Raw genomic sequence first — 22,800 nt, forward strand, 5'->3', positions numbered from 1 at the left:
GGCCTTCTCTCGTGTCACACCGGTCAGACCGGCCAGTAGGACCGCGCCCAGGCCCGCGGGCCCGGCCGCGGACGCACCGAACGCGCGATCCGCGACGGATCCGACCAGCCCTCCGGTACCGCCGGGCCGCCGCCCTGGCCGGCCGCCATGGCCGTGGCCGCGGCCCGGGCCTGGACCACCGCCAGTGCGGCGGCCAGCTCCTCGGGCGTCGGGTTGCCTCGTACGACCTTGATCATCGTGCTGTCCCTCCCGAGGGCTAGAGCGGGATGTTGCCGTGCTTCTTCGGAGGCAGGGATTCCCGCTTCGTGCGCAGCTGACGCAGACCCTTCACGACCTGCGCCCGGGTCTCCGACGGCAGGATCACCCCGTCGACGTACCCGCGCTCGGCCGCGATGTACGGGTTGAGCAGGGTGTCCTCGTACTCCTGGATCAGCCGCGCCCGCACCGCCTCGACGTCCTCGCCGGCCGCCTCCGCCTCGGCGATCGTCCGGCGGTGCAGGATGTTCACCGCGCCCTGCGCGCCCATGACCGCGATCTGCGCCGTCGGCCACGCCAGGTTCAGGTCGGCGCCCAGGTGCTTGGAGCCCATGACGTCGTACGCGCCGCCGAACGCCTTGCGGGTGATGACCGTGATCAGCGGGACGGTCGCCTCGGCGTACGCGTAGATCAGCTTCGCGCCGCGCCGGATGATGCCGCCGTACTCCTGGTCCACGCCCGGCAGGAAGCCCGGCACGTCCACGAAGGTCAGCACCGGGACGTTGAAGGCGTCGCAGGTGCGCACGAACCGCGCGGCCTTCTCGGAGGCGTTGATGTCCAGACAGCCGGCGAACTGCATCGGCTGGTTGGCCACGATGCCGACCGGGAAGCCCTCCACCCGGCCGAAGCCGGTCAGGATGTTCGGCGCGAAGAGCGCCTGGGTCTCCAGGAACTCGCCGTCGTCCACGACGTGTTCGATCACCTTGTGCATGTCGTACGGCTGGTTCGCCGAGTCCGGGATCAGCGCGTCGAGCTCCAGGTCCTCGCCCGACACCTCGGTCTCCGCCGTCTCCGGGAAGGCCGGGGCCTCCGAGAGGTTGTTCGACGGCAGGTACGAGAGCAGCTGCTTCACGTACTCGATGGCGTCCTTCTCGTCACCCGCCATGTGGTGCGCCACGCCCGAGGTCGCGTTGTGCGTCCGGGCGCCGCCCAGCTCCTCGAAGCCCACGTCCTCGCCGGTCACCGTCTTGATGACGTCCGGACCCGTGATGAACATGTGCGAGGTCTGGTCCACCATCACGGTGAAGTCGGTGATCGCGGGGGAATACACCGCGCCGCCCGCGCAGGGGCCCACGACCAGCGAGATCTGCGGGATGACGCCCGACGCGTGGGTGTTGCGGCGGAAGATCTCGCCGTACATCCCGAGCGCGCTCACGCCCTCCTGGATGCGGGCGCCGCCGGAGTCGTTGATGCCGACGACCGGGCAGCCGGTCTTCAGCGCGAAGTCCATCACCTTGATGATCTTCTGGCCGTACGTCTCGCCCAGCGCCCCGCCGAAGACCGTGAAGTCCTGCGAGAACACGGCCACCGGACGGCCGTCCACCGTGCCGTAGCCGGTGACGACGCCGTCGCCGTACGGCCGGTTCTTCTCCAGGCCGAAGTTGGTCGAGCGGTGCCGGGCAAGCTCGTCCAGCTCCACGAAGGAGCCCTCGTCGAGCAGCAGGGCGATCCGCTCACGCGCGGTCAGCTTCCCCTTCGCGTGCTGCTTCTCCACCGCGCGCTCCGAGCCGGCGTGCGTGGCCTCGTCGATACGGCGCCTGAGGTCCGCGATCTTGCCCGCGGTCGTGTGAATGTCGATCTCGTACTGCTCTGCCGGCTCGGACATCGGGATGCGGCTCCCTGCCTGGTCACGGGGGGTTCGTTGACTGCGAATGGGCTACTGCTGGCCTACTGACCCGTAGCGTATCGACGCCGATACGGTTCGGCACTGCGGTCTTTGCCACACCTACTCTGGCTTGCATGACGTCCCCCAACGCCTCCGGCGGACCGTGGTCCGACCTCGAACGACCCCCGCTCAACGCCCGTGTGCTGCGTCAGGCCCTCCTCCTCCCGGACGGGCTGTGGAGCTCCCTGGACGTGGTGACGAGCACCGGGTCGACCAACTCCGACCTGGCCGCCCGGGCAGCGGAACTGCCCGAAGGGGCCGTGCTCGTCGCCGAGGAGCAGACCTCGGGGCGCGGCCGGCTCGACCGCACCTGGAGCGCCCCCGCGCGCTCCGGGCTCTTCCTCTCCGTGCTGCTCAAGCCGGACGTGCCCGCGCACCGGCTCGGCTGGCTGCCGCTGCTCACCGGCGTGGCCGCCGCCACCGGCCTGGTGAAGGCGGCCGGCACCGACATCTCCCTCAAGTGGCCCAACGACCTCCTCGTCACCGTGGACGGCGAGGAGCGGAAGGCCGGCGGGATCCTCGCCGAGCGGGCCGGCGAGGACGGCGTCGTCGTCGGCCTCGGCGTCAACGTCTCGCTGCGCGCCGAGGAGCTGCCCGTCCCCACGGCCGGCTCCCTCCTGCTGGCCGACGCGGTCTCCACCGACCGCGACACCCTGCTGCGGGCCGTCCTGCGCTCCCTCGCCGACTGGTACGGCGCCTGGGTGCGGGCCGACGGCGACCCCGAGGCGTCCGGTGTCCGGGCCGCCTACGAGGCCGGCTGCGCCACCCTCGGCCGCCGGGTCCGCGCCGACCTGCCGGGGGAGCGGATGCTGGAGGGCGAGGCGGTCTCCCTGGACGGCGACGGACGCCTGGTCGTGGCCACCGAGGGCGGCGGCACGGAGGCGGTCGGCGCGGGCGACGTCGTCCACCTGCGCGCGACCGGCTGAGCACCCCGTACCGTTCCGGCGTGAGCCAGCCCACACCTGTCGTATCGTGGAGCGCGATCCAGGCGAACAGATCGGCAGGACAGTGGGCAGCGGCAGGGAACGGGCAGGAGGCGGCCGGTGACCGTCGACGACGCGAACGAGGGCGAAGGCCGCCCCGAGCCGTCCGGGACGGCCGAAGCCGCCGAGACCTCGGCGTACCCCACCCCCCACCATGCCGTCGACCACACGGCCGAGCCGAGCGACGACCCGCTGGCGATCCGCCTCGAACAGCTCATCCTCGGCGCCGACCGCCGCTACACCCCCTTCCAGGCCGCCCGCACCGCGGGCGTCTCCATGGAGCTGGCCTCCCGCTTCTGGCGCGCCATGGGCTTCGCCGACATCGGGCAGGCCAAGGCCCTCACCGAGGCCGACGTGCTCGCCCTGCGGCGGCTCGCCGGCCTCGTCGAGGCGGGGCTGCTCAGCGAGCCGATGGCGGTGCAGGTGGCCCGCTCCACCGGGCAGACCACCGCCCGACTGGCGGAATGGCAGATCGATTCCTTCCTGGAGGGCCTCACCGAGCCGCCCGAGCCCGGCATGACCCGCGCGGAGGTCACCTACCCGCTGGTCGAGCTGCTCCTGCCGGAGCTGGAGGAGTTCCTGATCTACGTGTGGCGGCGCCAGCTCGCCGCCGCCACCGGGCGCGTCGCGCAGGCCGCCGACGACGAGGAGATGGTCGACCGCCGGCTCGCCGTCGGCTTCGCCGACCTCGTCGGCTTCACCCGCCTCACCCGCCGCCTGGAGGAGGAGGAGCTCGGCGAGCTGGTCGAGGCGTTCGAGACCACCTGCGCCGACCTGGTCGCCGCGCACGGCGGCCGGCTGATCAAGACCCTCGGCGACGAGGTGCTGTACGCGGCGGACGACGCCGGCATCGCCGCCGAGATCGCGCTGCGGCTGATCGAGACGCTCAGCCAGGACGAGACCATGCCGGCGCTGCGGGTCGGCATCGCCTTCGGCACCGTGACGACCCGGATGGGCGACGTCTTCGGCACCACGGTGAACCTCGCCAGCCGGCTCACCTCGATAGCGCCGAAGGACGCCGTGCTGGTCGACAGCGCCTTCGCCGAGGAGCTGACCCGCACCCGCGAGGTGCCCGCCTCCGAGGCCGAGGCGGCGGAGGAGGCGGCCCGCGCCCAGAAGGAGGGCCGGGCCCCGGAGACGTACCGTTTCGCCCTCCAGCCGATGTGGCAGCGGTCGGTCCGCGGCCTCGGCGTCGTGGAGCCCTGGCTCCTGAACCGCCGTCCGACCTAAGATCCCTCCCGGTGAACCATGTGAACCGTCGTTAACCGGGAGGGTGCGGGAGATGTCCGAGCAGCGTTTTGGCGAGTACGTGCTGGTCCGCAAGGAGGGGCACGTCGCCGAGTTCGTCCTCGACCGGCCCAAGGCGATGAACGCGGTCTCCTCCGCGATGGCCCGCTCCATCGGCGACGCCTGCGCGGCGCTCGCCGCCGACCCGGAGGTCCGGGTCACCGTCCTGACCTCCTCGAACGACCGGGCCTTCTGCGTCGGCGCCGACCTCAAGGAGCGCAACTCCTTCACCGACGCCGAGCTGGTCCGCCAGCGGCCCACCGCCCGCGCGGCCTACACCGGCGTCCTGGAGCTGCCCATGCCGACCGTGGCGGCCGTGCACGGCTTCGCCCTCGGCGGCGGCTACGAGCTGGCGCTCGCCTGCGACCTGATCGTCGCCGACGCGACCACCGTCGTCGGCCTCCCCGAGGTCTCCGTCGGCGTCATCCCCGGCGGCGGCGGTACGCAGCTGCTGCCGCGTCGGGTGGGCGCCGCGCGCGCCGCCGAGCTGGTCTTCACGGCGCGCCGGGTGGAGTCCGCCGAGGCGCGCGAGCTGGGTCTGGTGGACGTGGTCGCGGAGGACGCCCGCGCGGCCGCCCTGGAGCTGGCCGGGCGGATCGCTGCGAACTCGCCGGTCGGGCTGCGCGCCGCGAAGAAGGCGATGCGGCTGGGCCAGGGCCTGGACCTGCGGGCCGGTCTGGAGGTCGAGGACGCGGCCTGGCGCTCGGTGGCCTTCTCGGGCGACCGCGCCGAGGGCGTGGCGGCGTTCAACGAGAAGCGGAAGCCGGAGTGGCCCGGCGAGTGACCGGATCGTCCCGTTTTCTATGAAATGTAACTTTCCGTGACGTCTCGGAAGGGAAAACGGATCAAACCTCCCTAAGCTGGAGGAATGGGAGAGGACGTGCGGCTGCGGGCCGTGGTGGCGCTGGCGCAGGGGATGGCGGCGGCGCACACCCCGCGCGAGTTCTGGCGGGCCGCCGCGCTCGGGGCGTGCGCCGGGCTCGGCGGGAGCTTCGGCGCCCTGTCGGTCTGGGAGCGGGACCACGGGCGGCTGCGGGTCCTGGTGAACGCCGGCGACCGGGCGGTCGGCGAGGAGGAGTTCCCGGACGCGGAGACGTATCCGGTGCACCAGTTCCCCGAGATCACCGAGTTCCTGCACGAGCGGTGGGCGACCGGCGCCGGGCCGCACGCCTGGATCGAGACGGCCGACGCGCCCCGGGTCACCGGCCGCGTGGAGGGTCTGCGGCGGCGCGGCCGGTGCTGCTGCGTGGTCGCCCCGATCGTGCTGCACGGCCGGGCCTGGGGCGAGCTGTACGTGGCCCGGCCCGCCGGGGCGAAACCTTTCACCATCGCGGACGCCGACTTCGCGAACGTGCTCGCCGCCGTCATCGCGGCCGGCATCGCCCAGGCCGAGCGCCTGGAGGAGGTCCGCAAGCTCGCCTTCACCGACCCGCTCACCGGCCTCGCCAACCGCCGGGCGGTCGACTCCCACCTCGACCAGGCCATCGAGCGCTACCGAGCCGACGGCTCGGTCGTCAGCCTCGTCGTCTGCGACCTCAACGGCCTCAAGCGCGTCAACGACACCCACGGCCACGCGGTCGGCGACCGCCTCCTCGAACGCTTCGGCTCGGTCCTCTCGCGCTGCGGCGCCCGGCTGCCCGGCGCCCTCGCCGCCCGCCTCGGCGGCGACGAGTTCTGTCTCCTGGCCGTCGGCCCGACGGCGGACGAGGTCGTCGCCGTGGCGGAGGAGCTGTGCGTCCGGGCGGGGGAGCTGGAGCTCGGCGAGGGCGTCGCCTGCGGCGTCGCCTCCACCGGCGACCCCATCGGCCCCCTGAAGTCCGCCCGGCGCCTCTTCCGCCTCGCCGACGCGGCCCAGTACCAGGCCAAGGCCGCCCGCTCGTCGAAGCCGGTCGTGGCGGGCCGCGACGGCACCGTCGTCCGCCTCGCCGACGCCCCGCCCGGCGCCCGTGACCGCCGCCGCTTCCGCGACGCCCCGACGGTGGAGCCGCCGCCGGAGACGTAAGGGGCCATTCGGGTGGGGGCCAGTGACACATTGCCTAGTGACAGCTCGGTCTTCAATCCGTAGGGTGCTGAATATGGATATGCAGACAGTCGTTCTCGGCACGTCCGGCACGACCCCGCAGGACGTCATCGCCGTCGCCCGTCACGGCGCCCGCGTCGAGCTGTCGGCCGGCGCCGTCGAGGCCCTCGCCGCCTCCCGCGCCGTCGTCGACGCCCTCGCCGCCAAGCCCGAGCCCGTCTACGGCGTCTCCACCGGATTCGGCGCCCTCGCCACCCGGCACATCGACCACGAGCTGCGCACCCAGCTCCAGCGGAACATCGTCCGCTCGCACGCCGCCGGCATGGGCCCGCGCGTCGAGCGCGAGGTCGTCCGCGCCCTGATGTTCCTGCGGCTCAAGACCGTCGCCTCCGGCCACACCGGCGTCCGCCCCGAGGTCGCGCAGACCATGGCCGACGTCCTCAACGCCGGCATCACCCCGGTCGTCCACGAGTACGGCTCCCTCGGCTGCTCCGGCGACCTCGCCCCGCTCTCCCACTGCGCCCTCGCGCTCATGGGCGAGGGCGACGCCGAGGGCCCCGACGGCACCGTGCGGCCCGCCGGCGAGCTGCTCGCCGCCGCCGGCATCGAGCCCGTCGTCCTCCGCGAGAAGGAGGGCCTCGCCCTCCTCAACGGCACCGACGGCATGCTCGGCATGCTGGTCATGGCCCTCGCCGACCTCGACACCCTCTACAAGTCGGCCGACGTCACCGCCGCGCTCTCCCTCGAAGCCCTCCTCGGCACCGAGAAGGTCCTCGAACCCGAGCTGCACGCCATCCGCCCCCACCCCGGCCAGGCCGCCTCCGCCGCCAACATGCTGGCCGTCCTCAAGGGCTCCGGCCTGACCGGCCACTTCCAGGCCGGCGAGGCCCCCCGCGTCCAGGACGCCTACTCGATCCGCTGCGCCCCGCAGGTCGCCGGCGCCGGCCGCGACACCATGGCCCACGCCCTGCTCGTCGCCGAGCGCGAGCTGGCCGCCGCCGTCGACAACCCGGTCGTCCTGGGCAACGGCGAGGTCCGCTCCAACGGCAACTTCCACGGCGCCCCCGTTGCGTACGTCCTCGACTTCCTCGCCATCGCCGCCGCCGACCTCGGCTCCATCGCCGAGCGCCGCACCGACCGGCTCCTCGACAAGAACCGCAGCCACGGCCTGCCGCCCTTCCTCGCCGACGACGCCGGCGTCGACTCGGGCCTCATGATCGCCCAGTACACCCAGGCCGCCCTGGTCAGCGAGATGAAGCGGCTCGCCGTCCCGGCCTCCGCCGACTCCATCCCGTCCTCGGCGATGCAGGAGGACCACGTCTCCATGGGCTGGTCCGCCGCCCGCAAGCTGCGCACCGCGATCGGCAACCTCGCCCGGATCATCGCCGTCGAGCTGTACGCCGCCACCCGCGGCATCGAGCTGCGGACCGGCCTCACCCCGGCCCCCGCCTCGCGGGCCGCCATCGACGCCCTGCGCGCCGCCGGCGTCGAGGGCCCCGGCCCGGACCGCTTCCTCGCGCCCGACCTGGCCGCCGCCGACGTCTTCGTCCGCGAGGGCCGCCTGGTCGCCGCCGTCGAGCCGGTCACCGGCCCGCTGGCCTGACCCGACCCGTACGCGCCGGAAGGGCCGCCCCCCGGGGGGCGGCCCTTCCGGCGTACGACGGTGTCAGGAGGCGCGTCCGTGCCGCCGCATCGCCAGCGCCACGAACCCCGCGCCCACGCCGAGGAAACCGGTCCCGCCCAGCACGTACGCGGTCGTGTCGGGCCCCCCGGTCTCGGCGAGGCGGCCGTCCCCGGGCGCCGCGGGACCGGTGCTCGCGCTCCGCACCGCCGCCCCGGTCGTCGTACCGTCGAAGGCGTTCGCCGACGGGACGAACCACAGGGCGCACAACAGGGTCCCCGCCGCGGTGGCGGTCAGCAGCGGGCGTCGGGCGGCGGACACGCGGATCTCGTTCTCCCTCACGGATGCCCCGCGGGAAACCCGCGGTGGCCAGATGCTAGTGAACACAGCGGGTCGCGGGAAAGCCGAGGCCGGGCAGACCCTACGCTCCCAGCCATGAGCACCTCCGAAACCCCCGCCACCGCCGGTACCGAGAACACCACCCGTCACGTCCGTCTCCGCGTCGACATCGTCCTGGAGATCGACGGCCCGGCCGAGCTGACCGCCGCCGCGGAGGGGCGGATCGACTCCGACGAGTTCATGCCGGCCGAGGAGCGCGAGCACGCCCGCGCCGCCGTCCGCGAGGACCCCTCCGAGGCCCTCGCCTACCTGGTGGAGCCCTTCGACCTGGTCCGCGACCTGCCCGGCGTCGAGCTCGTCCAGGCGGCCTGGAGCAGCGAGGAGATCGAGTACGACCCCGATGCGATGGAGTGGGAGCTCGACGAGGAAGATGGGGACGAGGAAGACGACGAGCGCGCCTGACCGGCGGTAGGGGGCGGCGCCGGCCGCCCCGTCCGCGGGCCCCGGGACGGCGTCCCGGGGCCGTTTCGCGTCCCGGTCCCGGTCCGTCGGGAACCGGACGCTCCGCCGTTGCGTGTCGATCAGTGGTGTTCAGTGGTCTTCCCCACAAACCGCCCCCATCCGGAACCGGAGGGGTGGCATGGGTGTTCTGATGGATTGACAGGGAATCGGCGACGATGGAGAAGCGTGTGATGACGGTCGGCAAGCGCCGCAGGAGCCTGGCAGCCGCGGCGGCGGTGCTCAGCGGCGTACTCGTGCTCTCGGCCTGCAACGACGACGACGCGTCGGGCCCGGCCGCGTCCGGCTCGGCCACCGCCACCTCACAGGCCCAGGTCGACGAGGCCGCCGAGCAGAAGACCTCCAAGGCGCAGATCACGATCTCGCCGGAGAACGGCTCGCAGAACGCCTCCATCAACAACGCCGCCAAGGTCGCCGTCACCGAGGGCAAGCTCACCGAGGTCACCATGACCTCCGCCGAGGGCACCGAGGTCAAGGGCGAGATAGCGGCGGACGGCCTCTCCTGGAAGCCGGCCGGCCAGCTGGAGCGCGCCACCGTCTACAAGATCGCCGCCACCGCCGTCGACGCGGAGGGCCTGGAGGCGCACGAGAACTCCTCCTTCACCACCGTGTCGAAGGAGAACAGCTTCATCGGCAACTTCACCCCCGAGGACGGCTCGACCGTCGGCGTGGGCATGCCGGTCTCGATCAACTTCAACAAGGCGATCACCGACAAGAAGGCCGTCCAGGGCGGCATCAAGGTCTCCTCCAGCTCCGGTCAGGAGGTCGTCGGGCACTGGTTCAACTCGACCCGCCTCGACTTCCGCCCGGACGCCTACTGGAAGGCCGGCTCGACGGTCACCCTCAAGCTCGACCTCGACGGCGTCGAGGGCGCCGACGGCGTCTTCGGCGTCCAGCAGAAGACCGTCACCTTCAAGGTCGGCCGCAGCCAGGTCTCCACCGTCGACGTCGAGAAGAAGACGATGACCGTCGTGCGCGACGGCAAGGTCGTCCGGACCATCCCGATCTCCGCCGGCTCCCCGGACAACACCACCTACAACGGCAAGATGGTGATCTCCGAGAAGTTCAAGGAGACCCGGATGAACGGCGCCACCGTCGGCTTCACCGACTCCGACGGCAAGGGCGAGTACGACATCAAGGACGTGCCGCACGCCATGCGCCTGTCCACCTCCGGCACCTTCATCCACGGCAACTACTGGGGCTCCCGCTCCATCTTCGGCTCCGTGAACACCAGCCACGGCTGCGTGGGCCTCGCCGACGTCAAGGGCGCCGGCGACCCCAACCAGATGGCCGCCTGGTTCTACGACCAGTCGATGATCGGCGACGTCGTGATCGTCAAGAACTCCAAGGACAAGACGATCGCCCCGGACAACGGCCTCAACGGCTGGAACATGGACTGGTCGACCTGGAAGGCCGGCTCCCAGGCCTGATCCGCCCCCGTCCCACGAGAAGGGCCCCCTCCGCCGCGCGGAGGGGGCCCTTCTCCGTCATGACCCCCGGGGTAATCGACCCCACCGCCGCGCCCCGGCACGCTGGACCCATGACCGCCTACGCGATAGCGAACCTGCACCCGGACGCCGAGCTCCACGACGAGGTCCTCGCCTACATGGAGCGCGTCCAGTCCACCCTCGACCCCTACGGAGGCCGCTTCCTCGTGCACGGCGCGCCTCGCCGCGAGGTCCGCGAGGGCAGCTGGCCCGGCGGCCTGGTCCTCGTGGCCTTCCCGTCCTACGACGACGCGAGGGCCTGGTACGACTCCGCGCCGTACCAGGCCCTCCTCCCGCTCCGCACCCGCCACATGCCCGGTGACCTGCTCCTCGTCGACGGCGTCCCCGAGGGCTACGACCCGGCGACGACGGCGGCCGGGCTGCGGCGGGAGCGCTAGCGCCTACTCCGCCTTCGCCACGCCGATCGGGCACGAGACGCCCGTGCCGCCGATCCCGCAGTAGCCCGCCGGGTTCTTGTCCAGGTACTGCTGGTGGTAGGCCTCCGCCGGATAGAACGGCCGGTCCTCGGCGGGCAGGACGGCGGTGGTGATCTCGCCGTGACCCGAGGCCGTCAGGACCCGCTGGTACGTGGCCCGGGACGCCTCCGCCGCGGCGGCCTGGGCGGGGGAGTGGGTGTAGACGGCGGAGCGGTACTGGGTGCCCACGTCATTGCCCTGGCGGAAGCCCTGGGTCGGGTCGTGGGACTCCCAGAAGACCTTCAGGAGCGTCTCGTACGACACCACCGCCGGGTCGAAGACCACCCGGACGACCTCGGTGTGCCCGGTGAGGCCCGAGCAGACCTCCTCGTACGCGGGGTTCGGGGTGTGGCCGCCCTGGTAGCCGACGAGCGTCGTCCAGACGCCCTCGGTCCGCCAGAACTTCCGCTCGGCGCCCCAGAAACAGCCGAGCCCGAAGTCGGCGGTCTCCAGGCCCTCCGGGTACGGGCCGGACAGCGGGTTGCCGAGCACCGTGTGACGCTCGGGCAGCGAGAACTCCGGCTCCGGGCGGCCGCGCAGGGCCTGCTCCGGGGTGGGCAGGACGGGAGTGCGGGACAGGAACATGCGGCATCTCTCCTCGACACGGTTCGGCAGTCCTCACAACACCGCCGCGCGGACCGCTGTTCCCCCCGCCCGGCCGCCAGCACGGTCAGCGCGGCAGCGTCACCGGGCTCCCGCCGTTCGCCTCGTACCCGGCCACCGCCAGGTTCCGGTGCAGGGTGTACTCCGCCGCCGGGTCGCCGCTCAGCGTCCACGGCACCGCGCCCACGTGCCCGTCCACGTGCACCAGCTGGTGCATCGCCTCGGCCCAGCGCTCGCCGCGCACCAGGAAGAACACGAGCAGGTGCCGCACGTGCGCCAGCATCGGGTCGTCGGGGCGGGCCGAGTGCACCGCGTACAGCGCGCCCTCCATCGCCTTGCTCACCACCGCCGTGCGGTAGAAGTCCTGCACCAGCACGATGTCCGGCACGTGCTCGAAGACCGCGAAGAGCGGCAGCGCGGCCAGCAGCGAGCCGCGCGGCGCCCGCGCGGCGGCCGTCGTCGCGAAGTGGTCGGCCTCCTCGCGCGAGCCGTGCCACTTCTCGCACCAGTAGTGCAGCGCCGCCAGGTGCGCGCCCATGTGCTGCGGTGCCCGGTCGATCACCTTCGCCCACACCTGGTCGAACTGCTCGTGGCTGTAGCCGAGTCCGCGCGCCACCGCCAGCTGCGTGATGTACGGGACCGGGTCGCCGGGCGCGAGCAGCGCGGCCTCCTCGGCGACCTTCCGGGCCTCCTCCAGGATGATCCGGAAGTCGTCGGAGCCGGCCGCGGAGGAGCGCCACGCCTGCTGCACCAGGAACTCCGCGTGCACGGCCGCGGCGCCCGCGTCCTTCGGCGCGTCCGAGCGCCAGGCCCGCAGCCACGCCCCGCCGACGCCCGGCTTCTCCGCGAGCTCCAGGGAGGCCGCGCCCGCGAACGCCTGGACGCGCTGCCAGCGGACCTCGCCCTCCTTGCCCGTGCCGGCGAGCAGCTGCGCGGCGGCCCGCCAGTCCTGGGTGGCCTGGACGACGTCGAGGACGTCGAGGAGATCGTGGTCCGGCCCGGGGAGCCGCACGTCCAGCTCCTCCTGCCGGACGAATCCGTACGCGTCCGGGTCGGCGGCGTCGGGCGTGCCGGGCGCGACCTGCCGGATGCCGCCGCCGCGGCGGCGCAGCAGATAGGGGCCGAGGACGCCGAAGAGCAGGCCCAGGGCGATCAGGAACCAGAGAATCTCCATGTGTCCATTGTCCAGGACGCCGTCGTGGACGAATCGCGGCGGTGGAGGTGCCCCGGCACTACGCTCCTGACCATGAGCGACCAGCACAGCCACCAGAACTTCGAGACCCGCGCCATCCACGCGGGCAACACCGCCGACCCGCTGACCGGCGCGGTCGTCCCGCCCATCTACCAGGTGTCCACCTACAAGCAGGACGGTGTGGGCGGGCTCCGCGGCGGCTACGAGTACAGCCGCAGTGCCAATCCGACCCGTACCGCCCTGGAGGAGAACCTCGCGGCCCTGGAGGGCGGCCGACGCGGCCTCGCCTTCGCCTCCGGCCTCGCCGCCGAGGACTGCCTGCTGCGCACGCTGCTCGCGCCGGGCGACCACGTGGTCATCCCGAACGACGCGTACGGCGGCACCTTCCGGCTCTTCGCCAAGGTGGTGCAGCGCTGGGGCGTCGACTTCTCCGTGGCGAACACCTCGGACGTCGCCTCCGTCCGGGCCGCCGTCAACGACCGCACCAAGCTGATCTGGGTCGAGACGCCGTCGAACCCGCTGCTCGGCATCACCGACATCGAGGCCGTCGCGGGCGTGGCCCGGCAGGCCGGCGTGAAGCTGGTCGTCGACAACACCTTCGCCTCGCCGTACCTCCAGCAGCCGCTGGCGCTCGGAGCGGACGTCGTCGTGCACTCCCTCACCAAGTACATGGGCGGCCACTCGGACGTCGTCGGCGGCGCCCTGGTCGCGGCCGACGCGGAGCTGGGCGAGGAACTGGCCTACCACCAGAACGCGATGGGCGCGGTGGCCGGTCCGTTCGACTCGTGGATCGTGCTGCGCGGCATCAAGACGCTCGCCGTCCGCATGGACCGGCACGGCGAGAACGCGACGAAGGTCGCCGACTTCCTGACCCGGCACCCGAAGGTCACGCAGGTGCTCTACCCCGGTCTGGCCGAGCACCCGGGCCACGAGATCGCGGCCAAGCAGATGCGCTCCTTCGGTGGCATGATCTCCTTCCGCGTCGAGGGCGGCGAGGAGGCGGCGGTCGGCGTCTGCGACCGCGCGAAGCTCTTCACGCTGGGCGAGTCCCTGGGCGGCGTCGAGTCGCTGATCGAGCACCCGGGCCGGATGACGCACGCCAGCGTCGCCGGTTCGGCCCTGGAGGTCCCGGCCGACCTGGTCCGCCTCTCGGTGGGCATCGAGAACGTCGACGACCTGATCGCCGACCTGCGCGAGGCGCTGGGCTGATCCGTACGCCGGGGGCCCGGGCGCGGCGATCCCGCGCCCGGGCCCCCGTGCGCTCAGGTTCCGGGCAGCGCGTCCTTCAGGCCCGCCCGGACCTCCTCGCGCAGCTCCGGGGTGTCCGCGTGCTCGTGGACGGAGACCGCGTGCTCGGTCGCGGCGCGGACGACCTCCTCCTCCTCGCCCGAGATGTAGAGGCTGCAGCCCGACACGCTCGGCGTGTCCCGGCAGTCGGCGGCTTTCCTGGTCATGTGGGCCTCCTGCGTCGCTGTTCCGACCCGACCCCTCCTACCAGGCTAGGACCGACCTCACGGCCCGGCGAACGGCGGCGTCGTCGCGGCCGGCGGCGGCTCCCAGGGCCGGACCTCGGCCGCCCACACCGTGAAGCCGAGCGCGACGAGCCCGGCCAGCACCCCGCCGGCCCTGCGCAGCGCCCGTTCCCGCCGCCGCACCCGGCCCCCTCGGGCAGCCGCCCGCGCCCCGAGGTCCCGGGGGACCGGCGGGTGGGGGGTGTCGAGCAGCCGCCGGACGGCCGCCTCCTTGTCGCCGTGCCTCACGCGGCCGCCCTCCCGTCCCCGCCCCGGCGCCCGGCCGGCCCACCGCCCGGCGAACCGTCCCCGCGCCGCTCCTCCCGCAGCCGGGCCACCGCCCGTGCGCAGACCGCCCGGATCCGGGCCTCCGGCAGGCCGAGCAGCGCCGCCGTCTGTTCCTCGGGCACGCCCTCGTACAGGCGCAGCACCAGGACGAGCCGTTCGCGCGGGGTGAGGGCGGCGAGGATCCCGCCGTGGCCGGCGCGGTGCCGCCAGGCGGTCCGCGCGAAGCGCAGGGCGAGGTCGTCCCGGGTGAGCGCGTACGGATCCTCGTCGCGGCCCCGGTCGCGGACCGCGTAGGCGTGGGCGAGGGCGGCGGTCAGCAGGGCGCGGGCGTACGGGTTCCGGGTCCGGGTCTCGGCGGTGAGCAGGGTCGCGACATGCAGCAGCCGCCCCGCCGCTCCCGCCACGAAGGCGGCGAACTCCTCGGCGCGGGCGGCGTGTTCGGACCGGATCCGACGGGTGCCCACGCCTCCCATCTAGCGGGCAGGGGCGGAGCGGGGTCAACCCCCTTGCGTCAGCCCTGCGTCGGGGCGCCGCCGCCGGCCTGGCGGGCGGAGAGCGCCGCGTTGAAGCGGGTGAGCAGGGAGCAGAAGGAGGCGCGCTCGTCCTGCGTCCAGCCGTCGGTGACCTCGGCCATCAGGGTGCGGCGCGAGGAGCGGACCTCTTCCAGGCGGTCGAGGCCGCGCGGGGAGAGCTGGAGGACGACGGCGCGGCCGTCCTCGGGGTGCGAGGTGCGCTTGACGAGGCCGGAGTCGACGAGCGGGGCGACCTGGCGGGTGACGGTCGAGGAGTCGATCCCCATGCCCGCCGCGAGCGCCTTGACGCCCATCGGTCCCTCCTGGTCGAGGCGGTTGAGGAGGAGGTAGGCGGCCCGGTCCATCGAGTTGCGGAGCTGGCCGGTGCCGCCGAGGCGGGTCTGCTCGGCCCGGCGGGCGAAGACGGCCACCTGGTGCTGGAGGGCATCGAGGAGACCGGGGTCAAGCTCAGTCGTCATGTCCTGAGATGTGGGCATGGCTGGGGGCTCTCTCGTGCGGGGGTGGTCGGTGTGGGGGACAGAGTACGCGGACCGGACGGGCTCCGTACCGGCCGTGCGCAAACCCGTCACGGGCCCGCGGTCCGCGCGGCCGCGACCCCGGTGAGCTGCGAGACTTGGGGTCATGACCTTCGGTACGCCACACCCCTTGCACCGGCTGATGCTCGACGACGTGCGCGGAGCGCAGAAGATGCTCTCGGGGGTGGCCCGGACGACCGCGCTGGAGGGCAGCCGGCACCTGTCGTCGCTGGTGGGGGCGCCGGTGCTGCTCAAGTGCGAGAACCTCCAGCGGACCGGTTCGTTCAAGCTGCGCGGCGCCTACGTGCGGATCGCCGGGCTCCGGCCGGAGGAGAAGGCGGCCGGGGTGGTCGCCGCCTCGGCCGGCAACCACGCGCAGGGTGTGGCGCTCGCCTCACAGCTCCTCGGGGTGCGGGCGACGGTCTTCATGCCGGTCGGCGCTCCGCTGCCGAAGGTCGCGGCGACCCGTGACTACGGCGCGGAGGTGCGGCTCCAGGGCCACGTGGTCGACGAGACGCTGGCCGCGGCGCAGGAGTACGCGCGGGAGACCGGCGCGGTCTTCATCCACCCCTTCGACCACCCGGACGTCATCGTCGGCCAGGGCACGGTCGGCCTGGAGATCCTGGAGCAGTGCCCGGAGGTCCGCACGATCGTCGTCGGGGTCGGCGGCGGCGGCCTGGCGGCGGGGATCGGCCTCGCGGTGAAGTCGGTCCGCCCGGACGTGCGGATCATCGGGGTGCAGGCGGAGGGCGCGGCGGCCTATCCGCCCTCGCTGGCGGCCGGGCACCCGGTGGTGGTCGAGTCGCCGGTGACGATGGCGGACGGGATCAAGGTGGGCCGGCCCGGGGACGTGCCGTTCGGCCTGGTCCAGGAGTACGTGGACGAGGTGCGCACGGTCTCGGAGGACGCGCTGTCCTCGGCGCTGCTGCTCTGCCTGGAGCGGGCCAAGCTGGTGGTGGAGCCGGCCGGGGCGAGCCCGGTGGCGGCCCTGCTGAGCGATCCGACCTCCTTCCGGGGCCCGGTGGTCGCGGTCCTGTCGGGCGGGAACGTGGACCCGCTGCTGCTCCAGCGGATCCTGCGGCACGGCATGGCGGCGGCCGGCCGCTATCTGAGCCTGCGGCTGCGGGTGGCGGACCGGCCGGGCGCGCTGGCGACGCTGCTGGCGGTGCTGACCGTGGTGGACGCGAACGTGCTCGACGTCAGTCATGTGCGGACCGATCCGCGGCTCGGCCTCACGGAGGTGGAGGTGGAGCTGCACCTGGAGACGAAGGGGCCGGAGCACTGCCGGGAGGTCGAGGCGGCGCTGCGGGACGCGGGATACCTGGTCCTGGCCTGAGCGAGGCCCTCCACACTGCCCTAGGATCGGCAGAAATGCCCGAAATGATCCGGGAGTGTGGACATGCCAGGCGCGATCCACGCCGAGGGACTGGTGAAGACCTTCGGCGACGTCACCGCATTGGACGGCGTGGACCTCGACGTGCCGGAGGGCACCGTCCTCGGCCTGCTCGGCCCCAACGGAGCGGGGAAGACGACCGCGGTACGGGTCCTCACCACCCTGCTCCGGCCCGACAGCGGCACCGCCACGGTCGCCGGCGTCGACGTGCTGAAGCACCCCAACGAGGTCCGCCGCTCCATCGGCCTCTCCGGCCAGTTCGCGGCCGTCGACGAGTACCTCACCGGCCGCGAGAACCTCCAGATGGTCGGACAGCTCTACCAGATGAGGTCCGGCGCCGCGAAGGCCCGGGCCGGCGAGCTCCTGGAGCGCTTCCACCTCGCCGACGCCGCCGACCGCCCGGCCAGGACGTACTCCGGCGGCATGCGCCGCCGCCTCGACCTCGCCGCCGCCCTGGTCGTCTCCCCGCCCGTGATGTTCATGGACGAGCCGACCACCGGCCTCGACCCCCGCAACCGCCAGGCCCTGTGGGACGTCATCAAGGAACTCGTCTCCGGCGGCACCACCCTCCTCCTCACCACCCAGTACCTGGAGGAGGCCGACCACCTCGCCCACGACATCGCCGTCGTCGACCACGGCAAGGTCATCGCCCGCGGCACCTCCGACCAGCTCAAGGCCCGCACCGGCGGCGAACGAGTCGAGGTCGTCGTCCACGAGCGCGACGCCATCGCGCCCGCCCGCGGCATCCTCGCCCGCTACGGCCCCGGCGGCCGCGGACTCGACGACGTCTCCGTCGAGGACCACACCCGCAAGCTCACCGTCCCCGTCACCGGCGGCGCCAAGCTGCTCGCCGAGGTCATCCGCGACCTCGACGCCGTCGGCATCGAGATCGACGACATCGGCCTGCGCCGCCCCACCCTCGACGACGTCTTCATCTCCCTCACCGGCCACGCCGCCGAGCGCGCGCGGGACGAGGAGAACGGGACGGGGCGGCCCCCCGGCAAGGACCGCACGAACCGGAAGGAGCCGGCCGCGTGACCTCCCTCACCGACAGGGCCCCGAGGGTCCCCGCCGCGCGCGGCGGGATCGCCCAGTCGTTCGCGGACTCCCTGGTCGTCACCAAGCGGAACCTGATCCGCATGTCCAGGATCCCGGAGATGATCCTCTTCGGGCTGATCCAGCCCGTCATGTTCGTCATCCTGTTCACGTACGTCTTCGGCGGCTCGATGCAGATCGGGAACAGCACCGACCCGGACGTCTACAAGAACTTCCTGATGGCGGGCATCTTCGCCCAGACCGTCACCTTCGCCACCGCCGGAGCGGGCGCCGGCATCGCCGACGACATGCACAAGGGCCTCATCGACCGCTTCCGGTCCCTGCCGATGTCCCGGGGCGCGGTCCTCACCGGCCGCACCATGGCGGACCTGGTGCAGACGGCGGTGACCCTGCTGGTCCTGGCGGTCGTCGCCCTGATCATCGGCTGGCGGCCCGGCTACGCCGCGCCCACCAACGCCGGGAAGATCATGCTCGGCTTCGCCCTGCTGCTCCTCCTCGGCTACGCCTTCACCTGGATCGGCGCCCTCATCGGGCTCTCCGTGCGCACCCCGGAGGCCGCGACCTCCGGCGGGCTGATCTGGCTCTTCCCCGTCACCTTCATCTCGAACGCCTTCGTCGACTCCAGCAAGCTCCCCGGCTGGCTCCAGCCGGTCGCGGAGTGGAACCCGTTCAGCGCGACCGTCCAGGCGTGCCGCAAGCTCTTCGGCGACCCCGGCCTCTCCCCGTCCGACGCGTGGCCGATGACGTACCCGGTGTGGGCGTCGCTGATCTACTCGATCCTCATCGTCGTCGTCTTCCGCACGCTCTCCGTCCGCAAGTACCGGCGCGCCGACGGCTGACCGCGCCCGACGACGCCGAAGGGCCGGCCCCGCGGGGGGACCGGCCCTTCGGTCGTACGGAAAGGGGGGAGCCTCAGCCGGTGTACGGCTTCGCGCTGAGGATCTTCACCATGGCCTTCTTGCCGTTCGGCAGCTCGTACTCGGCGTCGTCCCCGGCCTTCTTGCCGTTGACGCCGATGCCGAGCGGCGACTGCGGCGAGTAGGTCTCGATGTCACCGCTCGCGTACTCGCGGGAGGCGAGCAGGAAGGTCATCGTGTCGGACTCGTCGCCGTCGAAGGCGATCGTCACGACCATGCCGGGCTCGACGACGCCGTCGTCCGCCGGGGCCTCGCCGACCTTCGCGTTCTGCAGCAGCTGGGTCAGCTGGCGGACCCGGAGCTCCTGCTTGCCCTGCTCCTCCTTGGCCGCGTGGTACCCGCCGTTCTCGCGCAGGTCGCCCTCCTCGCGCGCGGCGGCGATCTTCGCGGCGATCTCGGTACGCGCGGGACCAGACAGGTACTCAAGCTCGTCCTTGAGCTTGTTGTACGCCTCCTGGGTGAGCCAGGTGACGTTGTCGCTGGTCTGGGTCACAGGTGCTCCTCGTAGGTACTGGGAATACAAATCAACGCCCTACCCGGAAAACGGTCGCTCCCGGGTGGGCGAAAGCACGAGCCTAACAATGAGTGGCGGAAAGCGGGAGGACATAAACCATCGGGATGGCGTCGGTCCAGGTCACCGGGGTGACCCGCCGGAACTCGCTCACCCTCCCCTACCCACCGCTACCGCGGCGTACACCCCAGCAGCTCGGCGCTGGTGGCGCGGGCGGTCGTCCGGAGGGAGTAGACCCGGTCGACCCGGCCGTCCGGCTCGTCGACCACGACGTCCTTGCGGGCCACCTCGGCCCCGTCCTCGGAGCGGGAGCGGAGCGTGCACACGCCCTCGACGCCCTCGTCCTTGCGGACCTCCAGGTGCACCTGCACCTCGGAGTCGCTCACCACGTCGAACTTGATCATCTCGGCACTGATCTTGTTGTCGACCACGTAGTGCCAGCCGAACCAGCCGAGCATGGCCAGGAAGAGCGTCCCGAGCACCGCGCCGGCGATCCTCAGCTTCCGGTCGGCCCGCTCGTCCGCGGAGCGCCCGTAGCGCCCCTCGGGCAGCTGCTCGTCCACGGCGCTCATGGTTCGGTCCTCTCGGGGCGGGGGCCACGGAATTTTCGTCCCCCCGATTCCGTCACTATAGAGACCCCCCTCCGCGTCGAATCACTGAGGATCGAGTCTTGACTGAGCAGCTGCGACTGATGGCCGTTCACGCCCACCCCGACGACGAGTCGAGCAAGGGCGCGGCGACCATGGCCAAGTACGTGTCCGAGGGGGTGGACGTCATGGTGGTGACGTGCACGGGCGGCGAGCGCGGCTCGGTCCTGAACCCCAAGCTCCAGGGCGACCCGTACATCGAGGAGAACATCCACGAGGTCCGCCGGAAGGAGATGGACGAGGCCCGGGAGATCCTGGGCGTCGAGCAGGAGTGGCTCGGCTTCGTCGACTCCGGCCTCCCCGAGGGCGACCCGCTGCCCCCGCTCCCCGAGGGCTGCTTCGCCCTCCAGGACGTGGACCACGCGGCCGGCGAGCTGGTCCGCAAGATCCGCTCCTTCCGTCCGCAGGTCGTCACGACCTACGACGAGAACGGCGGGTACCCGCACCCCGACCACATCATGACCCACAAGATCACGATGGTGGCCTTCGACGGCGCGGCCGACGCCGAGAAGTTCCCCGAGGCCGAGTTCGGCCCGGTCTTCGAGCCGCAGAAGCTCTACTACAACCAGGGCTTCAACCGCCCCCGCACCGAGGCCCTGCACCACGCCCTCCTCGACCGCGGCCTGGAGTCCCCGTACGGCGAGTGGCTGGAGCGCTGGGCGGAGTTCGAGCGCAAGGAGCGGACCCTCACCACCTTCGTCCCCTGCGCCGAGTTCTTCGAGACCCGCGACCGCGCGCTGATCGCCCACGCCACCCAGATCGACCCCGAGGGCGGCTGGTTCCGCGTCCCGATGGAGATCCAGAAGGAGGTCTGGCCGACGGAGGAGTACGAGCTCAGCAAGTCGCTGGTGCCGACCTCCCTCCCCGAGGAAGATCTCTTCGCGGGCATCCGCGACAATGCCTGACATGAGCGCACACCTCGCACTGACGCAGCTGGTCCCCCTCGCCGAGGAGCTGGACAAGAACAAGGTGACGCCCGGCGTCCTCGGGTTCGTCGTCTTCGCCGTCCTGGCCCTCGCCGTCTGGGCGCTGATGAAGTCGATGAACCGCCACATGAACAGCATCTCCTTCGAGGAGGCCCCGGACCCGGCCGAGCCCGGCACGCCCGCCGGCAAGGCCGGCGAGAAGACCAAGGCCGCCTCCTAGGGCCTGTCCGGCCCCGCCGGGTCCGGCCCGTCCGGCACGCACGCTCGCCGCACGGCCGAAACGCCCGAGTGGCTCCTTCCCCGAGCTCTCGGCTTCGTTCGAGCAGGGGAGACCCCGTCCGAGGACGCCCCGGCCTGATCCGACGCCAATGGCCGGACGGGCCCCAGGGCCTGTCCGGCCTCGCCGCCCCCTCCGGGCGACACCCTCCGCACCCCGCCGCGCCGCGGGGTGCGGAGGGCCGTGTCCCGGTGCCCGCCGCGCCACCGACCGTCCAGGAGCAGCCGCAGTGAGCGACCCGCCCGCGATCGCCGCCGACGGCGCCACGGTCGTCCTCGACGGCACCACGCTGCTGGCGCCCACCACCTTCGCGGTGCCCCCGGGCGCCTTCCGGTGCCTCATCGGCGGCAACGGCTCGGGGAAGACGACCCTGCTGCGGGCCTTCCTCGGCACCCGCCGGCTGACCGGCGGATCCGTCCGCTTACGGGGCGAGCCCGCCGACCTGACCACGCCCCGCCACCGCCGGACCGTCGCCGCGCTCGTCGACCCGGTCCCCGTCGCCCGCGACATGACCCTCCGCGAGCAGACGACCCTGGTCGCCGCCTCCTGGTACGGCAACACCGCGACGACCGCCGCCCGCGCCGAGGACATCCTCGACCGGCTCGGCCTCACCGCCCTCGGCGACCGCTTCCCCGGCCGGCTCTCCTCCGGCCAGCTCCAGCTCTTCCACCTCGCGCTCACCCTGGTCCGCCCCGCCGACGTCGTCCTGCTCGACGAACCCGAGCGGCACCTCGACACCGACCGGGTCGCCCTCGTCGCCGAGCTGCTCGCCGAGCGCGCCCGGCAGGGCGCCGCCCTCCTCGTCGCCACCCACGAGCCCGCCCTGGTGGCCGCCTGCGACGGCGTCGTGGAGCCGGGATGACCCGGACCGGCGCCGCCGAGGCCGAGGCCACGCCCCGGGACCGCGTCCACGCCGTACGGCACCTGTACGCGCGCCGCGGCGACCGGCCCACCACGGGCGACCGGGCCTACGCCCTCTACCTCGCCCTCCTCCTCGGCCTCGTCTACGTCGCCCCCGTCGTCCTCCTGGCCCGCGCCTCGCGCCCCCTGCTCTCCCTGGAACCCGTGGGGACGGCGGCCCCGGTGGCCGCCCTCGTCGCGGCCACCGCCGTCTGGGCCGGCCAGCTCACCGGCCGCTTCTGGGGCCCGCTGGTGACCGAACCGTTCCTGCTGCACGTCTACCGGTCCACGGACCTGCCCCCCGCGCGGTACCTCGGCGCCCTCGCCCGCCGCCGCCTCGCGTACGCCGCACTCGGCACCCTCCTCGCGGCGTCCACGGCGGCGTTCCTCCTCACCGACCTCTTCGACCGCCCCGGCCCGCTCGCCCTCCAGGGCGCCGCCCTCACGGCCGGCCTCGGCGCCCTCGCCCCCGCCGCGTGGCTGTGGGGCCAGGTCAGACCCGTAGCCGACAACCTCCTGCTCGCCGTCGGCACGGCCGCCGCCGCGGCCGCCCTGGCCCCGCTCGCCACCGGCGCCGGCCTCTGGCCCGCCGCCGCCGCGACGGCCCTCGCGGCGGCACTCCTCGGCCGCTCGGCCTTCCGCTCCCTGCCCACCGTCGACCTCGCCCGGCTCGCCCGCGAATCGGCGCGCGCCGCCGAGGCCAGGACCTTCGCCCTGACCGGCACCCTCCACCACGCGCTCGACCTCTACCGTCCCGCGCCGCGCGGCCTCACCACCGCCCTCACCCGCCCGGACGGCCGCCTGCGCGGCCTCCCCGCCCAGGGCGCCGTCCGCGACCTGCGCACCCGGGGCCGCACGAGCGCGGCCGTCGCGCTCCT

The 22,800-nt window shown here is 73.1% G+C and carries 26 protein-coding genes and 1 pseudogene; 16 read left to right on the forward strand and 11 right to left on the reverse strand.

Annotated features, from left to right (window positions below):
• Positions 1–23 precede the first annotated feature (23 nt).
• Together IE321_RS28270 and IE321_RS28275 are read right to left on the reverse strand one after the other, a co-directional pair.
• Positions 24–236, reverse strand: coding sequence for an acyl-CoA carboxylase epsilon subunit (locus tag IE321_RS28270; RefSeq protein WP_190225020.1), 213 nt, complete (start codon positions 234–236; stop codon positions 24–26).
• Between the two features lie 20 nt (positions 237–256).
• Entirely contained in the window at positions 257–1,861 is a 1,605-nt protein-coding gene (locus tag IE321_RS28275; RefSeq protein ID WP_190225021.1) for an acyl-CoA carboxylase subunit beta, read from the reverse strand.
• A gap of 134 nt (positions 1,862–1,995) precedes the next feature.
• Between IE321_RS28275 and IE321_RS28280 the strand changes: the two genes are divergently transcribed.
• From IE321_RS28280 to hutH, 5 genes are all read left to right on the forward strand, one after another.
• Complete coding sequence (locus IE321_RS28280; protein ID WP_190225022.1) at positions 1,996–2,847, forward strand: biotin--[acetyl-CoA-carboxylase] ligase; 852 nt, start codon at positions 1,996–1,998, stop codon at positions 2,845–2,847.
• A 117-nt stretch (positions 2,848–2,964) separates the two neighbouring features.
• Complete coding sequence (locus tag IE321_RS28285) at positions 2,965–4,134, forward strand: adenylate/guanylate cyclase domain-containing protein (protein WP_043227018.1); 1,170 nt, start codon at positions 2,965–2,967, stop codon at positions 4,132–4,134.
• A 52-nt stretch (positions 4,135–4,186) separates the two neighbouring features.
• Positions 4,187–4,975: an enoyl-CoA hydratase/isomerase family protein gene (locus IE321_RS28290; protein ID WP_043227019.1), complete on the forward strand. Its 789-nt coding sequence runs from the start codon at positions 4,187–4,189 to the stop codon at positions 4,973–4,975.
• Between the two features lie 84 nt (positions 4,976–5,059).
• Positions 5,060–6,193 (forward strand): GGDEF domain-containing protein, encoded by a 1,134-nt coding sequence (locus IE321_RS28295; protein ID WP_190225024.1) that lies wholly within the window; start codon positions 5,060–5,062, stop codon positions 6,191–6,193.
• Positions 6,194–6,272: 79 nt separating this feature from the next.
• Positions 6,273–7,814 (forward strand): histidine ammonia-lyase, encoded by a 1,542-nt coding sequence (hutH, locus tag IE321_RS28300; RefSeq protein ID WP_043227021.1) that lies wholly within the window; start codon positions 6,273–6,275, stop codon positions 7,812–7,814.
• A 63-nt stretch (positions 7,815–7,877) separates the two neighbouring features.
• Here hutH and IE321_RS28305 read toward each other — a convergent pair whose 3' ends face one another.
• The gene (locus tag IE321_RS28305; protein ID WP_043227023.1) at positions 7,878–8,153 is read right to left on the reverse strand and encodes a hypothetical protein; all 276 of its coding nucleotides are present in this window, start codon (positions 8,151–8,153) and stop codon (positions 7,878–7,880) included.
• Positions 8,154–8,267: 114 nt separating this feature from the next.
• On the opposite strand from IE321_RS28305, the gene IE321_RS28310 reads away from it, so the two are divergent.
• From IE321_RS28310 to IE321_RS28320, 3 genes are all read left to right on the forward strand, one after another.
• Positions 8,268–8,633, forward strand: coding sequence for a hypothetical protein (locus tag IE321_RS28310; protein ID WP_043227024.1), 366 nt, complete (start codon positions 8,268–8,270; stop codon positions 8,631–8,633).
• Between the two features lie 215 nt (positions 8,634–8,848).
• Positions 8,849–10,120 (forward strand): L,D-transpeptidase, encoded by a 1,272-nt coding sequence (locus IE321_RS28315; protein ID WP_190225025.1) that lies wholly within the window; start codon positions 8,849–8,851, stop codon positions 10,118–10,120.
• 110 nt (positions 10,121–10,230) lie between these two features.
• Positions 10,231–10,575, forward strand: a complete 345-nt coding sequence (locus IE321_RS28320) for a DUF1330 domain-containing protein (protein ID WP_190225026.1) — start codon at positions 10,231–10,233, stop codon at positions 10,573–10,575.
• Positions 10,576–10,578: 3 nt separating this feature from the next.
• On the opposite strand, the gene msrA is transcribed toward IE321_RS28320, so the two are convergent.
• Positions 10,579–11,238 carry a peptide-methionine (S)-S-oxide reductase MsrA gene (gene msrA, locus IE321_RS28325; RefSeq protein ID WP_043227028.1) on the reverse strand — a complete coding sequence of 220 codons (660 nt, stop codon included), beginning with the start codon at positions 11,236–11,238 and terminating at the stop codon, positions 10,579–10,581.
• A gap of 85 nt (positions 11,239–11,323) precedes the next feature.
• Positions 11,324–12,430, reverse strand: a complete 1,107-nt coding sequence (locus tag IE321_RS28330) for a hypothetical protein (RefSeq protein WP_043227030.1) — start codon at positions 12,428–12,430, stop codon at positions 11,324–11,326.
• 72 nt (positions 12,431–12,502) lie between these two features.
• On the opposite strand from IE321_RS28330, the gene IE321_RS28335 reads away from it, so the two are divergent.
• Complete coding sequence (locus tag IE321_RS28335) at positions 12,503–13,657, forward strand: cystathionine gamma-synthase (RefSeq protein WP_043227031.1); 1,155 nt, start codon at positions 12,503–12,505, stop codon at positions 13,655–13,657.
• 53 nt (positions 13,658–13,710) lie between these two features.
• Here IE321_RS28335 and IE321_RS28340 read toward each other — a convergent pair whose 3' ends face one another.
• The 4 genes from IE321_RS28340 to IE321_RS28355 are packed head-to-tail and all read right to left on the reverse strand — an operon-like array spanning position 13,711 to position 15,256.
• On the reverse strand, positions 13,711–13,902 hold the full coding sequence (locus tag IE321_RS28340) for a DUF1059 domain-containing protein (RefSeq protein WP_190225027.1): 192 nt from the start codon (positions 13,900–13,902) through the stop codon (positions 13,711–13,713).
• A 57-nt stretch (positions 13,903–13,959) separates the two neighbouring features.
• Complete coding sequence (locus IE321_RS28345) at positions 13,960–14,208, reverse strand: hypothetical protein (RefSeq protein ID WP_190225028.1); 249 nt, start codon at positions 14,206–14,208, stop codon at positions 13,960–13,962.
• A complete protein-coding gene (locus IE321_RS28350) occupies positions 14,205–14,711 on the reverse strand; it encodes a sigma factor-like helix-turn-helix DNA-binding protein (protein WP_226651316.1) in 507 nt (168 codons plus the stop codon). The genes IE321_RS28345 and IE321_RS28350 overlap by 4 nt, the downstream gene beginning before the upstream one ends.
• Before the next feature lie 47 nt (positions 14,712–14,758).
• A complete protein-coding gene (locus IE321_RS28355; RefSeq protein ID WP_043227034.1) occupies positions 14,759–15,256 on the reverse strand; it encodes a MarR family winged helix-turn-helix transcriptional regulator in 498 nt (165 codons plus the stop codon).
• Positions 15,257–15,401: 145 nt separating this feature from the next.
• Between IE321_RS28355 and ilvA the strand changes: the two genes are divergently transcribed.
• From ilvA to IE321_RS28370, 3 genes are all read left to right on the forward strand, one after another.
• Positions 15,402–16,631 (forward strand): threonine ammonia-lyase, encoded by a 1,230-nt coding sequence (gene ilvA, locus IE321_RS28360; protein ID WP_190225030.1) that lies wholly within the window; start codon positions 15,402–15,404, stop codon positions 16,629–16,631.
• A 63-nt stretch (positions 16,632–16,694) separates the two neighbouring features.
• Positions 16,695–17,726 (forward strand): ATP-binding cassette domain-containing protein, encoded by a 1,032-nt coding sequence (locus tag IE321_RS28365; RefSeq protein ID WP_190225031.1) that lies wholly within the window; start codon positions 16,695–16,697, stop codon positions 17,724–17,726.
• A complete protein-coding gene (locus IE321_RS28370; RefSeq protein ID WP_190225032.1) occupies positions 17,723–18,583 on the forward strand; it encodes an ABC transporter permease in 861 nt (286 codons plus the stop codon). The genes IE321_RS28365 and IE321_RS28370 overlap by 4 nt, the downstream gene beginning before the upstream one ends.
• Positions 18,584–18,656: 73 nt before the next feature.
• On the opposite strand, the gene greA is transcribed toward IE321_RS28370, so the two are convergent.
• Positions 18,657–19,154, reverse strand: coding sequence for a transcription elongation factor GreA (gene greA, locus IE321_RS28375; RefSeq protein ID WP_031013045.1), 498 nt, complete (start codon positions 19,152–19,154; stop codon positions 18,657–18,659).
• A 188-nt stretch (positions 19,155–19,342) separates the two neighbouring features.
• Entirely contained in the window at positions 19,343–19,744 is a 402-nt protein-coding gene (locus IE321_RS28380) for a DUF4307 domain-containing protein (protein ID WP_043227039.1), read from the reverse strand.
• Positions 19,745–19,842: 98 nt separating this feature from the next.
• Between IE321_RS28380 and mca the strand changes: the two genes are divergently transcribed.
• The 4 genes and pseudogenes from mca to IE321_RS28400 all read left to right on the forward strand — a co-directional run.
• Positions 19,843–20,724, forward strand: coding sequence for a mycothiol conjugate amidase Mca (mca, locus tag IE321_RS28385; protein WP_043227040.1), 882 nt, complete (start codon positions 19,843–19,845; stop codon positions 20,722–20,724).
• A complete protein-coding gene (locus tag IE321_RS28390) occupies positions 20,717–20,965 on the forward strand; it encodes a hypothetical protein (protein WP_079022239.1) in 249 nt (82 codons plus the stop codon). Before mca ends, IE321_RS28390 begins: the two co-directional genes overlap by 8 nt.
• A gap of 286 nt (positions 20,966–21,251) precedes the next feature.
• Positions 21,252–21,884, forward strand: coding sequence for an ABC transporter ATP-binding protein (locus IE321_RS28395; protein ID WP_190225033.1), 633 nt, complete (start codon positions 21,252–21,254; stop codon positions 21,882–21,884).
• Positions 21,881–22,800: pseudogene (locus tag IE321_RS28400) on the forward strand (hypothetical protein); the annotation flags it as partial. The gene IE321_RS28395 and the pseudogene IE321_RS28400, both read left to right, overlap by 4 nt.

The sequence above is a fragment of the Streptomyces hydrogenans genome (assembly GCF_014656075.1).
Classification (GTDB): Bacteria; Actinomycetota; Actinomycetes; order Streptomycetales; family Streptomycetaceae; genus Streptomyces; species Streptomyces hydrogenans.

Coding starts and splice junctions, on each gene's coding strand:
- IE321_RS28365 (WP_190225031.1), top strand. CDS start 16,695: ATGCCAGGCGCGATCCACGCCGAGGGACTGGTGAAGACCTTCGGCGAC.
- IE321_RS28355 (WP_043227034.1), bottom strand. CDS start 15,256: ATGCCCACATCTCAGGACATGACGACTGAGCTTGACCCCGGTCTCCTC.
- IE321_RS28390 (WP_079022239.1), top strand. CDS start 20,717: ATGCCTGACATGAGCGCACACCTCGCACTGACGCAGCTGGTCCCCCTC.
- IE321_RS28280 (WP_190225022.1), top strand. CDS start 1,996: ATGACGTCCCCCAACGCCTCCGGCGGACCGTGGTCCGACCTCGAACGA.
- IE321_RS28330 (WP_043227030.1), bottom strand. CDS start 12,430: ATGGAGATTCTCTGGTTCCTGATCGCCCTGGGCCTGCTCTTCGGCGTC.
- IE321_RS28335 (WP_043227031.1), top strand. CDS start 12,503: ATGAGCGACCAGCACAGCCACCAGAACTTCGAGACCCGCGCCATCCAC.
- msrA (WP_043227028.1), bottom strand. CDS start 11,238: ATGTTCCTGTCCCGCACTCCCGTCCTGCCCACCCCGGAGCAGGCCCTG.
- IE321_RS28290 (WP_043227019.1), top strand. CDS start 4,187: ATGTCCGAGCAGCGTTTTGGCGAGTACGTGCTGGTCCGCAAGGAGGGG.
- IE321_RS28315 (WP_190225025.1), top strand. CDS start 8,849: ATGGAGAAGCGTGTGATGACGGTCGGCAAGCGCCGCAGGAGCCTGGCA.
- ilvA (WP_190225030.1), top strand. CDS start 15,402: ATGACCTTCGGTACGCCACACCCCTTGCACCGGCTGATGCTCGACGAC.
- IE321_RS28320 (WP_190225026.1), top strand. CDS start 10,231: ATGACCGCCTACGCGATAGCGAACCTGCACCCGGACGCCGAGCTCCAC.
- IE321_RS28270 (WP_190225020.1), bottom strand. CDS start 236: ATGATCAAGGTCGTACGAGGCAACCCGACGCCCGAGGAGCTGGCCGCC.
- IE321_RS28310 (WP_043227024.1), top strand. CDS start 8,268: ATGAGCACCTCCGAAACCCCCGCCACCGCCGGTACCGAGAACACCACC.
- IE321_RS28340 (WP_190225027.1), bottom strand. CDS start 13,902: ATGACCAGGAAAGCCGCCGACTGCCGGGACACGCCGAGCGTGTCGGGC.
- IE321_RS28275 (WP_190225021.1), bottom strand. CDS start 1,861: ATGTCCGAGCCGGCAGAGCAGTACGAGATCGACATTCACACGACCGCG.
- IE321_RS28295 (WP_190225024.1), top strand. CDS start 5,060: ATGGGAGAGGACGTGCGGCTGCGGGCCGTGGTGGCGCTGGCGCAGGGG.
- IE321_RS28380 (WP_043227039.1), bottom strand. CDS start 19,744: ATGAGCGCCGTGGACGAGCAGCTGCCCGAGGGGCGCTACGGGCGCTCC.
- hutH (WP_043227021.1), top strand. CDS start 6,273: ATGCAGACAGTCGTTCTCGGCACGTCCGGCACGACCCCGCAGGACGTC.